This window comes from Rossellomorea sp. H136, assembly GCF_056838065.1.
The window spans coordinates 2,702,964-2,719,680 of the sequence record NZ_CM166371.1 but is presented as its reverse complement, the minus strand read 5'-3'; the positions used below and the strand labels follow the sequence as shown (position 1 = coordinate 2,719,680).

Here is a 16,717-nt window from a genome sequence, read left to right as displayed (position 1 = left end):
AGAGATCATCACTTGCTTTTTTTAGTGGCTATAAATTTTTGTGTTAATTACTGAAGAAGTTCTCTGTGAAATAAGGCTGTGCTTTTTCGTTGAATGCGACTCCGACACCTAAATGTTCATAATGAGGTTGAAGGATGTTTTCCCTGTGTCCTTTCGAGTTCATCAGTCCCTCATGGGCGAAGATGGAACTTAATTGTCCATAGGCTAAGTTTTCTCCTGCGGTACGAAAGGCTACCTGATCTTCTTCCATGCGGTCGAATGGGGATTCGCCTTCTAGATTGGTATGACTGAAATAGTTCTGTTCCGCCATGTCCAGACTATGTTTTCTTGCAGTGTCCCTGACTTGATCGTCCCAGGAGAGAGCATTTAATCCTTTTTCCACACGTGTAGCATTTGTGAGGTCAAAAAGCTGGAATTCAAATCCTTCTTTCAACTCGGAACTCGCTTCTGAATAGAAATTCTTCTTATTTGCTTCCAGGCTTTCATCGATTATTTGTATGGCCGTAACGGTGTCATTTTCATGCTTGTCATAGAACACAGTTACGTAGTTTCCATCCACTTGATAGACTTCCTGTTCTCCATTATTTTGGAGCTGATATAGAGTCAATCCTTTTCGGATATTTGAGAGTGGTTCACCGAGTTCATTCTGAACCACCTCTTTGGATACCCCCATTTCAATATCCGATGTGGAGGAAAGGAGGTCTTGATTGGTGTAAAGACCATTAACCTGTTTATTTTCATCATAAGAAACCATTAAGAAATTACGGTAGTTTTCGTGATATGCATACCAGGAAACTCCGTATTCATTAGTGGATTGCCTTTTTGCTTCTCCTAGCTCCTGTTCAAGGTTCTCTTTTGAATTTCCCATTTCTATATTATAGATAGAGAACGTTTGATCACTTGGTACTGTTAAAGCAGGTTTTTCTACATTGTTCTCTTCCTTCGTATCAGAGGGATTTTCGAGATCTCTAAATGACTCGTCCAATTTTATGAGCAGAAGATTTACTTCGGTGTATAGTTGATCGAAAGTGTCTTTCACTTTAGGACTGTTCTTTATTTCTTCAATTTTTGTGAGCACAGTATCGAATTTTGTTGCTTCCACTTTGTCTTCCCATGCGGGTTTTGATATATAGGCAAAAGCAACTATCATAATAAGAAAAAACAATCGTCTCAATTGCTAACACTCCATTCTATCTTCCATTGTATCCAAATTAATAAATAAGTAAAAAGGGAAATGCTTATTCACTATGTTTAGTACCCATTCTCAACCATCTTCAATCAAAAGAACTTGTTTTAGTATGGTGGGCTCTGGGTAAGATAAAAGCATAGGCAGGCACGACAAACTTACATATAAGGGGAAATTCTCAATGAAACTATCTCATGAAGAACGAATTCAACTACATGAATTTAATAACTTAACGAAGTCATTAAGTTTTAATATGTACGATATTTGCTATACCAAGACCCGTGAAGAGCGTGAAGCGTATATTGAATATATCGATGAACAATACAACGCTGATCGGTTAACAAAGATTCTGACACATGTATCGGATATTATTGGCGCACACGTCTTGAACGTTTCTAAGCAGGATTATGTCCCACAGGGTGCGAGTGTGACAATCCTGGTTTCTGAAGGACCGATAGTTGAAGTACCTACGGAACATTTTGATGAATCACCCGGACCGTTACCATCCACAGTTACGATGCACCTTGATAAGAGCCATATTACGGTTCATACGTATCCTGAGTATCATCCTCACGAAGGGATTTCTACTTTCCGGGCAGATATTGATGTCTCTACTTGCGGAGAGATTTCTCCACTTAAAGCGTTGAATTATCTTATTCACTCATTTGACACAGACATCATGACGATGGATTATCGGGTGAGAGGATTTACACGTGATATCAACGGACGAAAATTATTTATCGATCATGATATTAATTCGATTCAGAATTACATACCAGAGGAAATCAAAGATGAATATGACATGATTGATGTAAATGTATATCCTCAGAATATCTTTCATACAAAATGTAAGTTGAAAGAATTTGATTTAAATAACTACTTGTTCGGCTATACAAAAGAGAAACTGGATGAAAGTGAAATGGATGAAATTACAGATAAAGTGAAAATGGAAATGGATGAAATCTTCTACGGTAAGAACATATCTAAACCGTAATCATGAGGGAAAGACACCATGTACGAATTGATTCGTACCGTGGTGTTTTTTGCTTGAAATCTCATTATTGTGAAAAATCAACGAGAGAAGGGAAATGTACCTGTCTTGGAGAATAGGTAATTATGCTTGAATTTAAAAGGAGGAATAATGAATGAATTCACATGAAATTGAGTATAAATTGCATGGGGATGATATGCAGTTTGTTGAAATAGAATTGGATCCAGGAGAAAGTGCCGTAGCCGAAGCTGGTGGAATGATGATGATGGAAGACGGTATAGAGATGGAAACGATCTTTGGAGATGGTTCCAAGGGTAGTGGGACCGGGGGGTTTTTAGGAAAGCTTGTTGGTGCAGGAAAGCGTGTATTAACGGGTGAAAGCTTGTTCATGACCGTATTCACCAATGAGGGGATGGGTAAAAAGCATGTATCATTCGCTGCTCCTTATCCAGGAAAAATCATCCCGGTTGATCTAAGTGAATTAGGCGGGAAAGTTGTTTGTCAAAAAGATGCCTTTTTATGTGCAGCAAAGGGAGTTTCGGTAGGGATCGATTTTCAAAAGAAATTAGGAACAGGCTTCTTCGGAGGTGAAGGATTCATTATGCAGAAGCTTGAGGGCGACGGGTTAGCCTTTCTTCATGCAGGAGGGACGATTTATAGAAAAGAACTTCAACCTGGCGAAATGTTACGGGTAGATACGGGTTGCTTAGTGGCCATGACGAAAGATGTGGACTACAATATCGAGTATGTAGGGAAAATCAAATCTGCCTTCCTTGGTGGAGAAGGATTGTTTTTTGCCACGGTCCGTGGACCTGGAACCGTCTGGATTCAGTCACTTCCATTCAGTCGTTTAGCTGAAAGAATTTATGCAAGTGCTCCTCAGGGTGGAGGTCGTTCGACTGGTGAGGGAAGTTTACTTGGTGGAATCGGTGATTTTCTAAACGGAGACGATTGAATCACGGCTATACATTAAAATGCATTTCCATTCGTGGAAGTGCTTTTTGTGTTCAAGCCGTTTCCTCTATAGTTGGGTATTCACCTATTTAGATCCTGCATCATATGTTTAAGTAAATGATGTGAAAGGGTGATTTCATGACTGGAAAGGTTCGTCATTATTATGCTGGGGGGAATACAGCTAAAGGTTTCTACAGTCTATATGATTCGGTGTTAGATGGATTAGAGCGGGTTTATATCCTGAAGGGTGGTCCCGGAACAGGTAAATCATCATTGATGAAGTCGGTTGGAGGACGATTTGAGGATATAGGGTTAGAAGTTGAATATTTACATTGCGCTTCCGATAATCACTCAATCGATGGTGTTCTCCTCCCTGAATTTGGGGTCGGAATTGTGGATGGGACGGCTCCTCATATTATAGAACCGAAAGTACCCGGCGTTATTGAAGAATATGTGAATTTAGGAGTGGCATGGGACTCAAAGAAGCTATTGCCGCACAAAGAAGAAATCCTTGTCTTAAATGATAAAATTGCCTCACTCTTTCAGAAAGCTTACGATACCTTTGCTGCATCCCTGAGTGCTCATGACGACATTGAAGAAATATACATTTCCAACATGAACTTCACAAAAGCGAATGAATTAACAAATGAGTTAATTTCACTCTTCTTTGAAGAAGAGAGCCTATCTAAATCCTCTACCGTCAAACATCGGTTCTTAGGTGCCGCGACTCCTGATGGTGCTGTTGACTACATTCAGAATTTAACAGAGGATGTCGATAAGCGCTACTTTATCAAAGGGCGGGCAGGGTCTGGTAAGTCTACCATGTTAAAGAAAATTGCTTCTGCTGGAGAAGAAATAGGCTATGATGTAGAGGTATATCATTGTGGATTTGACCCCGATAGTCTTGATATGTTGATCATTAGAGAAAAAGGAATCGCTATTTTCGATAGTACTGCACCACATGAATATTTCCCAGACCTGGAATCTGATGAAATCATCGATATGTATGAAAGATGCATTACTCCAGGGACAGATGAAAAATATGCTGCCGATATAGAACAAACCACAAAAGCCTATAAGGATAAAATGAAAGAAGCAATCTCATATCTTAAAGAAGCTAAATGCCTTCGTGAACAACTTGAATCCATCTATATAAGAGCCATGGACTTTTCAAAGGTGAATACGATTAGAGAAGAAATCTTTCAGGACATATATGAGATTATAAAGAAGTAGTATAGTGAGTGGACACCGGAACGCGATGATCATTAGGTGATCGCGTTTTTATTTGGTTGGCAAAATAACCGTGTAGGTTAAAACACGATCAACATGAAGGATTCTAATTCGGGATCCTTTTTGTTCTTGCTTTTTCATCACGAAACCTTCACTATTAATAGACAAGTCAAATCTCGTATTAAGAAAGTAGGAATAATTATTGAACTCGTTTGAATCACTGGGACTATCAAAAAGTCTTCAGAAAACCTTATCTACTAATGGAATAAGTAAACCGACACTCATACAAGAAAATGTGATACCGACCCTTTTAGAGGGAAAAGATGTCATGGCTAAGGCTCAAACCGGGACTGGCAAAACCTTTGCTTACGTTTTACCCATACTGGAGAAAAGTAAATCTGCCACTCATCATATTCAGAGTATGATTATTACCCCGACACGTGAGCTGGCTATTCAGGTAACAAGTGAAATAAGAAAGCTCACAACGAAAAACAAAGGGTTTAGCGTTCTCTCTGTATATGGTGGTAAAAGTCATGAGGAGGAGATCAAGGAACTGGAACAGAATGTAAATATTGTGGTTGGAACTCCAGGTCGGCTTTTGGATCATCTGAAAAGTGGGACTCTCGATTTATCTCATCTTATGTTTTTGGTTATTGACGAAGCAGATCAACTTCTGCAAATAGGTTTTCTAAATAAAGTAGAAGAAATTTTAAGGAAAACGCCAACTCATCGTCAAACGATGTTATTTTCTGCGACGATACCTGCTGAAATCAAAAAAATGGGTCGCAAATATATGAAATCTCCTCAATTTATCGAGGTGGCGGAAGTTGAAAAATCCACTTCTATTAATCAATTTGCCATTTATACAGTGGATCGGGCCAAGCAAGACACAGTCATTCAATTAATAGAGGCATTTCAACCAAGTAAATCCATCGTCTTTTGCAGAACGAAACGACGGGTCGCGAAATTATATCAAGTCCTGAAATCAAAAGGATTCAAAGTGGCTGAACTTCATGGGGATATCCCACAAGAGAAGCGTGAAATGGTAATGGAGCAATTTAGAACGGGCGACGTACCAATGCTGGTTGCAACTGATGTGGCTTCCAGGGGATTGGATATTGAGGGAGTCACTCACGTATTTAATTATGACATGCCTGAAAATGCCGAAACCTACATTCACCGTATTGGAAGAACCGGGAGAGCAGGTGAAACAGGTTTAGCTTATACCCTTTATTCTTCTGAAGAAAGAAGCCTACTGGACGGAATTGAAACAGAGCTGAATAGTCGTATTCAAAAGCAGAACCTAGGGAATACCATTTCTTTAAAATCCAAAACAACCTCTAAGAAAAAGGGAGTTAAAAGACAAGGGAAGAGGAATAGCAAAGATCGGGAATCCCTGACAAGGACAAAGGACGAGGTCAAAGATAAACAATTGACGAGCAGAAAGTCCTCTAACTCTCTAAAACAAAAATCATCAAAACATTCGGAGCGGACAGCAACAGAAAAGAAGCCGGACTTTACAGGGAGAAAAACAGGAAAGAAATCTTCTTCTAAATCTTATAATCAAAAAAATAAACGATAAAACCATGCACAAGCATGGTTTTTATTGTGCCATAATTTCGAGGGAGAATTAAAGTTATATCAGAATAATATCGCAAGTTCTAATGCGTTATATCAGTATAATGAATGTCTTTGGATGGTTTTATGGTAGGATAATAAGGGGTATTGCTATGAGTAAAGGAGTTAAATAGATTAATATGAAATTAGTATCATGGAATGTAAATGGAATTAGAGCGTGTGTGAAAAAAGGATTTTTAGATTATTTTCAACATATGGACGCAGATATTTTTTGCCTTCAAGAAACAAAGCTTCAAGAAGGGCAAATCTCATTAGAGTTAGAGGGATACCATCAATATTGGAACTATGCGATGCGAAAGGGATATTCAGGAACGTCCGTTTTCACTAAAAAGAAGCCACTGTCTGTCTCATATGGTTTCAATGATGACCTTATAGAGCCAGAGGGAAGGATCATTACATGTGAGTTTGATTCTTTTTATTTGGTGAATGTATATACCCCTAATTCCAAAAGGGATCTGTCGAGAATTGGTGAACGTCTGGAGTGGGAGGATACATTAAGGGAGTATCTTCTTGATTTGGATCAACATAAATCTGTTGTTCTATGTGGGGACCTGAATGTAGCACATACCGAAATAGATTTGAAAAATGATAAATCAAATCGAGGGAATTCAGGCTTTACAGATGAAGAGCGCGGGAAAATGACCATGCTTCTGCAGGAAGGGTTTATCGATAGCTTTCGATACATCCATCCAACAAAGGATGATGCCTTTAGTTGGTGGTCCTATATGAGTAATGTCCGTGAACGGAATATTGGGTGGAGAATTGACTACTTTATTTTGTCAAAGCGTTTAACATCTGCTGTAAAGGCTGCAGAGATCCACTCTGAAATACTCGGAAGTGATCACTGTCCTGTATACTTAGAGTTAGAGTAGTGCATAAAAGAAGTAGAGTAATTACATTTGCGGAGGGTAAAGGATGTTAAGAAAGAGATTTCTGAAGTATATCGAAGAATCGAGTGGTAGCGTTGTTTTATTTCCACAGGAAAAAGAATATGCAGTCAAGCATGGATTACTGGATGCTGACAAGATAGTGACACGTGAATCAGATTCACGATTTGAAGAAGCTTATATCGAACGTTGCGAGAAAGAAACGGAAGAACTAATCGCTCAAGAATCATTCATATTCCTCAATCAGCCGATCACTTACTTACAAAAACATAAAAACGAGTTCGTCTTCCTGGAATTGAAATGGTTTAATGTGATCGGTGTGGAGGCTGTTTCAATTGAAGTCGATGACGTGTTTGGAACGTATGATGCGATGCTTGGGTTGAAGCTTCAAAAAAAATACCGCAGTCAAATAGAGCATTACTTGAAAAATACCCTTAAAGACGAATCATCTTATGACTTATTGTTTAATGGTGAGGATGGATTATGGGATTTAAACATTACTTTAAACGATCACCCTGATTTTCATGAAGGACTGACGATGCTTGCTTCCTACGAGCTCATATACGATTTCCTTTTTCATCTTCTTCAAACGGTGGATGAGGCTTAAAGAAAAATTCCCCTCGTATTCATAGAGAGACCTAATAATATGAGACTGAATAAAACACCTTCAAGTAGTAAATAATTCATTTACATTTGGAGGTGTTTTTTCTATGGGTAATAAAATGTCCTATCCAGAAGAAGTTAAGAAAGAAGTTGTCCGTTTAAAATTAGAAGGTAAACATTCAAATCAAGAGTTAATGGAGATGTTCGGGATTAAGAATCGATCTCAGATTAAGACCTGGGTGAAATGGTTCAAGAATGGTGAGGCCCATCGTTTTGCTCAACCTCTTGGTAAACAATATTCTTATGGGAAAGGTCCTAATGATGAAAGTGAACTAGCCCAGTTACGAAAGAAAGTTGCTTATTATGAAATGCGTGAGGAATTGTTGGGAAAGTACAGGGAAATCGAAAGGAAGTGGTCCCAGAAGTATTCGTACAGACCGTAGAGATGTTTAAACATAAATATACCGTTATTGCCCTTTGTGAATGCTTTGGAGTGGCAAAGGCTACTTATTATCGTTGGCGGGGAAAGTCATGGGGCCCATCAGAATTAGAGAAGAAAATCATTGATATTTGCGGGGATTTGAAATTTCGCATCGGGCACCGGATGGTTCGTGATCTCTTGCGTAAAGAGCACAAACTCAAAGTCAATCGGAACACTGTACAACGAATTATGCAGAAATTTAATATTCAGTGCCGTGTTAAACGGAAAAGACAAAACTATATAGCTGGGGAAAGTAAAATCGTGGTGCCGAATTACTTAAACAGAGAATTCCATGCATCTAAGCCAAGTGAAAAATGGGTTACAGATATTACCTATCTTCCTTATGGTGAGAAAATGTTATATTTATCAACGATTATGGACTTGTATAATAACGAAATTCTTGCTTACACCATTAGTGATAAACAAGATAAAGCTCTAGTGCTAGATACGTTAAAGAGAGCGTGTGAAGGTCGTGATGTATCTGGATGCATCCTTCACAGTGATCAAGGGTCTCAATATACATCGTATGATTTTCAGGAAGACGCAAAAAAAAGAGGCATTATCACAAGCATGTCCCGACGAGGAAACTGCTTTGATAATGCCGTCATCGAATCCTTCCACTCCTCTTTAAAGTCAGAAGAATTCAGCCCTCTGGATCGAGGGAAACTAACCAACCATACAGTACGAAAGAAAATAGAATCGTACATGTATTATTATAATTATTGTCGTCCTTTTACAAAATTAAACTGCCAGACTCCGGTAGAATTTAGAGTCATGGCAGCTTAGGTGTTTTATTTAGTCTTATTTGACTGTGTCACTCCATCATGATCGAGGGGGATTTTTTTGCTCTTTTTCGTTTGATTGGTTCTTAGTTAATTAAAACTGTATAGTTCGTTTAAGTCTTGGTCAAAGGAGATTGAGGCATGGTTGTAAGGTGCCTTTATATATTTCTTGATGGATTTGGTGAACAAAGTTCCCGTGTCTGTCAGTAAAATATAAATATATTTACCCTGCATAGCTCATTCCCTCTTACTATTATCCCTTATTACCAGGGCGCTTGTTGATTTCTTCTGTTACGACATGGGCCAGGTCATCATTACCGAATAGGGAGAGGACACCCAGTAAAGTCGTGTCGGGAATTTCTTCAGACTCTTCTTTAGGGACCGTTAAGTCAATTCCATGCAATAATGCGGGATTTTCCCCTTGATGGGGGTAAGCTTTCTGATAAAGGACAGCAGGGTCAAGGTCATGATTCACACACCACTGCGCAAACACAAGAATCATCATGTGCTCGTCCTTTTGATAATTTTCAATGATTTTTTCTTGCATCTCTTTAGAATTCATTGCATTCTCTCCTTAAGCTTCGTATCTACTTCTATTATAACGAAGTTTGGGGAGCAAGCCCATTCATTTACTTATTAGGCTGTTTTGAGGAATACGTTTTTAATATCCACCGGTTTAGGTGTATAATAGGATGATGAAAGAAACTTGTTTCACTTTGAAAGGAAGTTAGATAAATGAACATTACCAGTCATAGTGCAGAGGAACTGAAAGATCCTACCGGTATACTAAATGGAGATCGATATGAAGTTATTCTTGATATTGAAGTACCCGAGGATGATGAGCTTTATAGAGTTCAGGGTATTTACATAAAGGTCATTTTTGTTCGAGACGAGAACGGTTCCAGGATCGTACAGTCGACCATTATAGAAAGAAATACTGAGATGTATCTTGATTTTGAATTAGAAGAAGATGAAGAAAGTCTCCTTCTTTCTTATTGCGAGGAAAATATCAGATAAGAGTGAGACGTGCGCCCTTTACTTTCGATACTAAACGAATGTAAAGGGTGTTTATTCGTTTATTTACAAATAGAATTATACGCAAGCCTTGGGCGAATTGAAGCTTGGGCTTTTTAAGTGCCGATAACCTTTTATTTCATATGCCGGTATATTTGACTGATAGCATCTGATATACTAGTGATAACAAAGTGATATCAGGTGCTAGCATATTGATACGAAAGGAGGGCGAACCTTGTCAGATCAAGGAAGAATGCAGCTTAATGTAAGGGTTGATAAGGAAACATCAAAGAAATTGGATGAAATCGTTGAATACTATCAGCAAAACACGAAAATTGGAAGAGTTTACAAAGGTGATGTGTTAACAGATATCATCCATAAATCCTATGAGATCATGCAGAAGCAAAAAGTAATTCAAAATCGGAAATATTAGTATTATTTAATGGAGAATTTTATACGATTTTCTTGTCTATACGGTGGGGGAATTCATAAACCGTTTGTATGAAAATTGGTATTATTTATGTCATACTATAGGTTACATAGTTAAAAAACTGAAAGTAAAAGAGGTTATTTTATTGTGCAAATGCCGAAAAAGTTAATCAATATTCAAAAAGGTTCTGGTATTTCCCCGTATATATGGAGCATCATTAGCATCCTGCCATTTTATTTTATCTTTCAGTCCTCCTCTACGATTGAAATTGTTGTAGGGATTTCCTTGACCATCATGTTCTTTATTTCTTTACGATTTGCTTTTATTTCAAAGGATTGGCCGGTTTATTTATGGACATCGATTTTAATAGCGATATCCATTACCATGACCATTCAATTTAATTTTATCTATTTTGCTTTTTACATTGCCTACTATAATGGGAATATAAAAAACCGGGTGGCGTTTTTAACCCTTTATATTATCCACCTTGTGTTAACGACGGCATCGATCAATTATAATTTTGTTATACAGGATGAATTATTTTTATCTCAATTTCCTTTTATTCTGATCATTTGGATAAGCGTCATTCTGTTGCCGTTTAATATTTATAATCGAAATAAACAGGTGCAGCTCGAAGATCAGTTGGAAGATGCTAATAAACGTATTTCAGACTTGGTCAAGCAGGAAGAACGCCAGAGGATTGCCCGTGATCTACACGATACTTTGGGTCAAAAGCTTTCTCTTATCGGTCTGAAGAGCGATCTGGCCAGAAAATTGGTGTACAAGGATCCAGAGCAGGCCAGGAGTGAATTAAAGGATGTTCAGCAAACGGCACGAACCGCTTTGAGTGAAGTAAGGACAATGGTATCTCAAATGAGGGGCATTCGACTAAAAGATGAAATCGTCCGGATCAAACAGCTATTAAAGGCAGCGGAAATTGAATTCGTGATGGATGATGAGGTCATGCTGCCCCAAGCATCACTCTTTCTGGAAAATATCTTGAGCATGTGTCTAAAAGAAGCCGTGACGAATGTTGTCAAACACAGCAAGGCGTCGTACTGTGAGCTAACCATCGAAGAGTCGGATAAAGAGATGACCATCACAGTGAAGGATGATGGTATGGGAATCGAGGGAGATTACACACAGTCTAAAGGAAGCGGCTTAATCGGAATGAGAGAACGGTTGGAATTTGTAAATGGGAGCTTAGAAGTTTTTTCCGAGAATGGGACCACTTTGATAATGAGAGTGCCGAAAGTAATCAAGCAAACAGACAGGGAGGGAATGGAATGATTCGAATTGTTATTGCAGAAGACCAGCGAATGCTATTAGGTGCCTTAGGCTCGTTACTTAGTTTAGAGGATGATATGGAAGTGGTTGGAAAGGCGGGCAATGGAGAAGAAGCCATTGCCCTCGTCCACGAGCTGCAGCCGGATATTTGTATCATGGATATTGAAATGCCTAAAAAGACCGGTCTTGAAGCAGCAGAGGAATTAAAAGGCGAAAATTGCAAAGTGATTATCCTGACAACTTTTGCCAGGTCCGGTTATTTCCAGCGTGCATTAAAAGGTGGGGTGAAGGGTTATTTGTTAAAGGACAGCCCAAGTGAAGAACTGGCGAACTCGATTCGTCTTGTCATGGAGGGTAAACGTATTTATGCACCAGAGCTCATGGACGATGTGTATAGTGAAGAGAACCCCCTGACAGACCGTGAAAAAGAAGTGTTGGAGCTGGTTGCTGACGGGAAAAACACGAAGGAGATAGCCGATGAGCTTAGCCTCAAAACGGGTACCGTCCGAAACTACATCTCAACCATACTCGATAAGCTTGAAGTTAAAAATCGAATCGAAGCCATCACTCAATCAAAAGAAAAAGGATGGTTTAAATGATGTGCAGGGACGGACTTCCACCATGGAGGTCCGTCCCTGCCTTTATGGTAGTTTTGTATTGCCATTATCTAAAGGGTGTATATTTATACAATACCAGCAGACACGTAATTTTGCTTTACAAGATATTTATTCTAAATGAATTTCAATTAAATTTTCATAGGGAATACCCTTTGCTACGATTGGTTTTGTATGGAAAGGGCAATGGGAAAATGATGAAAGGTTTTCTTTTTGGTGTTGACAAGTAAAAGAATCATGGTACGATAACATCGAATACAAAATTTCATAGGACGATCCACTAGGGGTGCCTTATAAAAGGCTGAGATTAAAGTGTGACTTTAAGACCCTTTGAACCTGATCTGGTTGAGACCAGCGTAGGGAAGTGGTGTTTGACGGTCACATAGAATCGAATTCTATCAAACTGATCTCAAGCCACTTTCTGTATGCGGTATGCATAATGAAAGTGGCTTTTTTTGTTGCCCATTTCGGGTCGTCTGGAAAAGGAGAAAGATAATATGACATTTACAACGTACTTAAGAAACGAAGTGAAGGAAATTTGGGAAGCGAGTTTTAACCATCCTTTCGTTAAAGGAATTGGGGATGGAACCCTACCCCTTGAAAACTTCAGATACTACCTTCTCCAGGATGCCTATTACCTCTCACACTTTTCGAAGGTGCAGGCACTTGGTGCAGCCAAAGCAACAGACTTACATACTACATCGAGAATGGCAACACACGCTGTGGGGACAAATGAAGCTGAGCTTTCCCTTCATGAAAATTTCTCAAACCGTTTAGGGATTACGGAAGAAGAAAAACTGCAGTTTAAACCTGCTCCTACTGCTTATGCCTACACGTCTCATATGTATCGTTCCGCACAGTATGGAGGTCTCGCAGATATTCTGGCGGCAATACTTCCCTGCTACTGGTTGTATTACGAGATCGGTGAACGCTTGAAATCATGTACACCTGAGGAAGCTATTTATCAGGAATGGATTGCAGCTTATGGTGGAGAGTGGTTTGGGGAGCTAGTAGAAGAACAGATACAGCGACTGGATGGATTGGCAGAAACAATGACAGAAACAGATAAGGAAAGAATGAGAGAGAATTTTATTTTGAGTAGCATTTATGAATTACAGTTTTGGGAAATGGCATACACACTGGAGAAGTGGCCGTTTCATACATCTCTAGGTAAAGAAGGTAGAATACATGTCTAAATTAAAGCTGACGGATATTTTAGTAACGGTCGTCATCTCAATAGGTTTTGGGATTATATATAAGCTTTGGGGACCGGTTTACAACTTATTAAAGCCATTTGGATTGCATGCTGATCAACTGATCTATGGCATGTGGTTCATGGCGGCAACCGTGGCATTTTTAATCATTCGGAAACCTGGCGTTGCACTTCTGGCAGAGATTGCAGCTTCTTCAGGGGAATTTCTCATGGGGAGTGAATGGGGCCTAGAGGTACTCCTATTCGGTCTGATTCAAGGTTTGTTTGCAGAGTTGATTTTTCTTATCACCGGCTATAAGCGTTATGATGTCATCATCATTTGTACTGCAGCTGTGGGCTCAGCAATTGGCTCAATCCTGATGGACTACTTTAAGGGATACATGGGAGACTTGGTTCTGTGGAATTTATCACTTTTTATCGGTGCCAGGTTAATCGGATCCATAGTGATAGCAGGCATAGGTGCCTTCTATCTCGTTAAGGCTCTGGAGAAAACGGGGGTAACCAGTTTGGTCAGACGTGCGGACCAAAAAGATTATGATGCCCTGAATCAGTAAAGGAGGGAAGGACGATGCATGTTGAAAATCTGCGCCTTACATTTCCCGGTTCAGAGAAACTGATGTTTAAAGACGTAAGCCTTTCGATAAAAGACGGAGAAAAGATATTGCTACTCGGGCCTTCTGGTTGTGGCAAATCTACACTCCTCCAGGTTTTATCCGGTGTGATACCCCATTCTATAGATGTGCCGATGAAAGCTGACTCGATTGAGCGTCCTGAATCTTTCGGGTATGTCTTTCAAGATCCGGACGCTCAATTTTGTATGCCCTATGTTGATGAGGAAATTGCCTTTGTTTTGGAGAACAACCAAATTCCAAGAGACGAAATGCCAGAGGAAATTAAAGAACTGTTGGAGAAGGTCAATTTAAGTCTGGGGGATTCCCATACGAAAATCTCCTCTCTATCAGGGGGGATGAAACAAAAATTGGCCATTGCTTCTGCCCTTGCGCTCCATCCCCATACCCTATTTTTGGATGAACCTACAGCGATGTTGGATGATGAGAGTACAAAATCTGTATGGGAAACAGTGAAAACGACATGTAAAGATAAAACGTTACTTATCGTTGAGCATAAGCTGAGTCACGTACTAGAGATCATTCATCGTATAATTCTTTTCGATGCTAATGGAAGGATAGTGGCTGATGGTCCAAAGGCTCACATTTTATCAAATTTCAAGGAAACATTGAAATCAGTTGGGGTATGGTATCCGGAAGCGTGGAAAGATTATCTTTCTTCCCACCCTCCGGAGAAGGTTGCCCCGTTTGGAAAAGAGAATTTAAGGCTAGAGAACTTCAAAGGGTATGTACAAAAAGAGGTGAAGATCCACCTTCAAAATGCCGTCAGCCTTAAAGGTGAATGGATTGCAATCACCGGAAAGAATGGAGCTGGGAAAACTACATTACTCCACAGTCTTATGAAATTCATCCAAACGACCGGAACGTATGAATTATATGGAAGACAGGTAAAAGGAAAGAATGTTCCAGAGGAATGTACATTTGTTTTTCAAAATCCCGAGTTTCAGTTTGTGACACACAGTGTGTTTGATGAAGTTGCGTATACCTTTCGGCTCAAGAAAGTGGATGAAGGAATAGTGGAGGAAAAGGTGCATGCACTATTGAAGCGATTCAAGCTTGATCCATACAAACATCATCATCCCTATCATTTATCCATGGGGCAAAAGCGCAGATTAAGCGTCGCAGCGTCCCTTGTCAGGAATAAAGATATTCTATTATTGGACGAACCGACCTTTGGCCAGGATTCCCAAAATACGTTTGCGTTACTTGAGATGCTTCAAAACTATCAAAAAGAAGGTTGTACCATTCTAATGGTGACACATGATGAAAATATCATTACTCATTTTGCATCCAGAGTATGGGTAATTGAAAATGGGCGTCTCACCCAGGATTTCTATAATGAGATTGCAGGTAGTAAGGCAATATGAATATAGAACTCGAGTATAGTGAAACCTGGCTTCACCAAATCAATCCCAGCTTCAAGCTAATGACCTTGATCGGGCTTTTTGTATTGCTGCTTTTTATTCATTATCTTAACTGGTTGTTATATTTGAGCTTACTCTTTTTTCTCCTGTTATGGTTGTTCTCAGGATATTCATATAGAACGGTCAGTTTAATGATTCTACCCTTTTTCCTTGTTTTCATCTCTACAGCTTCATCAATGATTTTATTTGGGAAAGGTGAAACAACATGGATGAAATTTGGATTGATCCACATTACCGAAGAGAGTTTTTATCGGGGGATCCATGTTGGATTGCGTACCATCGTATTCGCTATATTGGGATTATTATTTGCTCTTACAACGAGACCGGTGAAGCTTTTCTACTCCCTCATGCAGCAACTGAGATTAAAACCTAAGTATGCGTATAGTTTTATGGCAGGATTCAGATTAATCCCTATTATGATTGAAGAATTCTTCACGATACGAAACGCCATGAGAGTCAGGGGAGTTGAAGAACGGAAAGGAATAAAGCACATATTCCATAAAATGAAATCATATTCCATTCCCCTGCTTGCCCAGAGCATCAGAAGAGCTCACAGAATTGCCGTGGCTATGGAAACAAAGGGTTTTAAAGGAAGTGGGCAACGAACCTATTACTACAGAGTAACCTTTTCGAAATATGATGGATATTTCTTGGGGAGCGTTCTCTTCATGATTGTGCTCAGTTATTATTTTTCTACCCATCTACCTATTTTTCCGCCGGGAGATGTTCGCTATGGGAATTGAAACGAGAAAACAATTACATGTGATTTCAACAGGAAAACAATCAGTGGAAGAATTAGTGAAAATCTCGAAGTCCATTTATCCATATCTCGACATGCTCCATCTTCGCGAAAAGCAGTGGACGGGGAAAGAAATGGCTGTGGCCATTGATCGATTAGTAGCAGCAGGAGTCCCATTAACAAAATTATGTGTCAATGATCGGGCAGACATTGCCTTTATGAAGCATGTAAGAGTGGTTCAGCTTGGCCATCAAAGTGCGGATATCAGCTTAGTGAAGAGTGCTTTTCCTTCCTTACAGATTGGAGCTTCTGTACATTCCCTGGAAGAAGCACAACAGGCAATGGATAAAGGAGCGGATTATCTACTTTATGGAAATATCTATGCTACCTCTTCAAAGGCAGGTAAGCCTGGCAGAGGTGTAGCAAACTTAGAAAAAGTGGTTCAATCCGTCCCGATTCCAACTATTTCCATAGGAGGCATTACGCCTGAACGCGTGTGTGAAATTACGGGAACCGGAGCAAAAGGGATCGCTGTCTTATCAGGTATTTTGCTTTCAAAGGATCCATTAGATGCAGCCCGATCCTATTATAAACAATTACACAGGGGGTAAAGTA

The 16,717-nt window shown here is 39.5% G+C and carries 18 protein-coding genes and 1 riboswitch; of the genes, 16 read left to right on the top strand and 2 right to left on the bottom strand.

Annotated features, from left to right (window positions below):
* Positions 1–43: 43 nt before the first annotated feature.
* Positions 44–1,174, bottom strand: coding sequence for a CAP domain-containing protein (locus ACYH0O_RS13705; protein ID WP_482629161.1), 1,131 nt, complete (start codon positions 1,172–1,174; stop codon positions 44–46).
* Between the two features lie 193 nt (positions 1,175–1,367).
* Between ACYH0O_RS13705 and speD the strand changes: the two genes are divergently transcribed.
* From speD to ACYH0O_RS13670, 7 genes are all read left to right on the top strand, one after another.
* On the top strand, positions 1,368–2,180 hold the full coding sequence (gene speD, locus ACYH0O_RS13700; RefSeq protein WP_149156022.1) for an adenosylmethionine decarboxylase: 813 nt from the start codon (positions 1,368–1,370) through the stop codon (positions 2,178–2,180).
* A gap of 151 nt (positions 2,181–2,331) precedes the next feature.
* On the top strand, positions 2,332–3,132 hold the full coding sequence (locus ACYH0O_RS13695; protein ID WP_426892113.1) for a TIGR00266 family protein: 801 nt from the start codon (positions 2,332–2,334) through the stop codon (positions 3,130–3,132).
* 137 nt (positions 3,133–3,269) lie between these two features.
* Entirely contained in the window at positions 3,270–4,364 is a 1,095-nt protein-coding gene (locus ACYH0O_RS13690; protein ID WP_482629160.1) for a PRK06851 family protein, read from the top strand.
* A 199-nt stretch (positions 4,365–4,563) separates the two neighbouring features.
* Positions 4,564–5,943 carry a DEAD/DEAH box helicase gene (locus tag ACYH0O_RS13685; RefSeq protein WP_482629159.1) on the top strand — a complete coding sequence of 460 codons (1,380 nt, stop codon included), beginning with the start codon at positions 4,564–4,566 and terminating at the stop codon, positions 5,941–5,943.
* A gap of 175 nt (positions 5,944–6,118) precedes the next feature.
* Positions 6,119–6,871, top strand: a complete 753-nt coding sequence (locus tag ACYH0O_RS13680; RefSeq protein WP_482629158.1) for an exodeoxyribonuclease III — start codon at positions 6,119–6,121, stop codon at positions 6,869–6,871.
* A 43-nt stretch (positions 6,872–6,914) separates the two neighbouring features.
* Positions 6,915–7,493, top strand: coding sequence for a branched-chain amino acid aminotransferase (locus tag ACYH0O_RS13675; RefSeq protein WP_482629157.1), 579 nt, complete (start codon positions 6,915–6,917; stop codon positions 7,491–7,493).
* A gap of 103 nt (positions 7,494–7,596) precedes the next feature.
* Positions 7,597–8,756, top strand: a protein-coding gene (locus ACYH0O_RS13670; protein WP_482629156.1) for an IS3 family transposase whose coding sequence is annotated in 2 segments (ribosomal slippage) — positions 7,597–7,876 and positions 7,876–8,756 — 1,161 coding nt in all. Because the reading frame shifts where the segments join, the coding sequence is not laid out codon by codon here.
* Between the two features lie 249 nt (positions 8,757–9,005).
* Here the strand turns inward: ACYH0O_RS13670 and ACYH0O_RS13665 are convergent.
* A complete protein-coding gene (locus tag ACYH0O_RS13665) occupies positions 9,006–9,314 on the bottom strand; it encodes a hypothetical protein (RefSeq protein ID WP_482629155.1) in 309 nt (102 codons plus the stop codon).
* Positions 9,315–9,487: 173 nt separating this feature from the next.
* On the opposite strand from ACYH0O_RS13665, the gene ACYH0O_RS13660 reads away from it, so the two are divergent.
* The 9 genes from ACYH0O_RS13660 (at position 9,488) to ACYH0O_RS13620 (ending at position 16,713) form a co-directional block, all read left to right on the top strand.
* Complete coding sequence (locus ACYH0O_RS13660) at positions 9,488–9,769, top strand: DUF6509 family protein (protein WP_482629154.1); 282 nt, start codon at positions 9,488–9,490, stop codon at positions 9,767–9,769.
* Between the two features lie 232 nt (positions 9,770–10,001).
* Complete coding sequence (locus tag ACYH0O_RS13655) at positions 10,002–10,199, top strand: hypothetical protein (RefSeq protein ID WP_149156014.1); 198 nt, start codon at positions 10,002–10,004, stop codon at positions 10,197–10,199.
* 150 nt (positions 10,200–10,349) lie between these two features.
* The gene (locus ACYH0O_RS13650; protein WP_482632570.1) at positions 10,350–11,486 is read left to right on the top strand and encodes a sensor histidine kinase; all 1,137 of its coding nucleotides are present in this window, start codon (positions 10,350–10,352) and stop codon (positions 11,484–11,486) included.
* On the top strand, positions 11,483–12,082 hold the full coding sequence (locus tag ACYH0O_RS13645; RefSeq protein WP_148968912.1) for a response regulator transcription factor: 600 nt from the start codon (positions 11,483–11,485) through the stop codon (positions 12,080–12,082). Before ACYH0O_RS13650 ends, ACYH0O_RS13645 begins: the two co-directional genes overlap by 4 nt.
* A gap of 287 nt (positions 12,083–12,369) precedes the next feature.
* Positions 12,370–12,477: riboswitch (TPP riboswitch) on the top strand.
* A gap of 117 nt (positions 12,478–12,594) precedes the next feature.
* The gene (gene tenA, locus ACYH0O_RS13640; protein WP_482629153.1) at positions 12,595–13,293 is read left to right on the top strand and encodes a thiaminase II; all 699 of its coding nucleotides are present in this window, start codon (positions 12,595–12,597) and stop codon (positions 13,291–13,293) included.
* A complete protein-coding gene (locus ACYH0O_RS13635) occupies positions 13,286–13,864 on the top strand; it encodes an ECF transporter S component (protein WP_149156011.1) in 579 nt (192 codons plus the stop codon). Before tenA ends, ACYH0O_RS13635 begins: the two co-directional genes overlap by 8 nt.
* A gap of 14 nt (positions 13,865–13,878) precedes the next feature.
* The gene (locus ACYH0O_RS13630; protein WP_482629152.1) at positions 13,879–15,306 is read left to right on the top strand and encodes an ABC transporter ATP-binding protein; all 1,428 of its coding nucleotides are present in this window, start codon (positions 13,879–13,881) and stop codon (positions 15,304–15,306) included.
* The gene (locus ACYH0O_RS13625; RefSeq protein ID WP_149156009.1) at positions 15,303–16,106 is read left to right on the top strand and encodes an energy-coupling factor transporter transmembrane component T family protein; all 804 of its coding nucleotides are present in this window, start codon (positions 15,303–15,305) and stop codon (positions 16,104–16,106) included. The genes ACYH0O_RS13630 and ACYH0O_RS13625 overlap by 4 nt, the downstream gene beginning before the upstream one ends.
* Entirely contained in the window at positions 16,096–16,713 is a 618-nt protein-coding gene (locus ACYH0O_RS13620; protein ID WP_426892743.1) for a thiamine phosphate synthase, read from the top strand. The genes ACYH0O_RS13625 and ACYH0O_RS13620 overlap by 11 nt, the downstream gene beginning before the upstream one ends.
* The last annotated feature ends 4 nt before the right edge of the window (positions 16,714–16,717 follow it).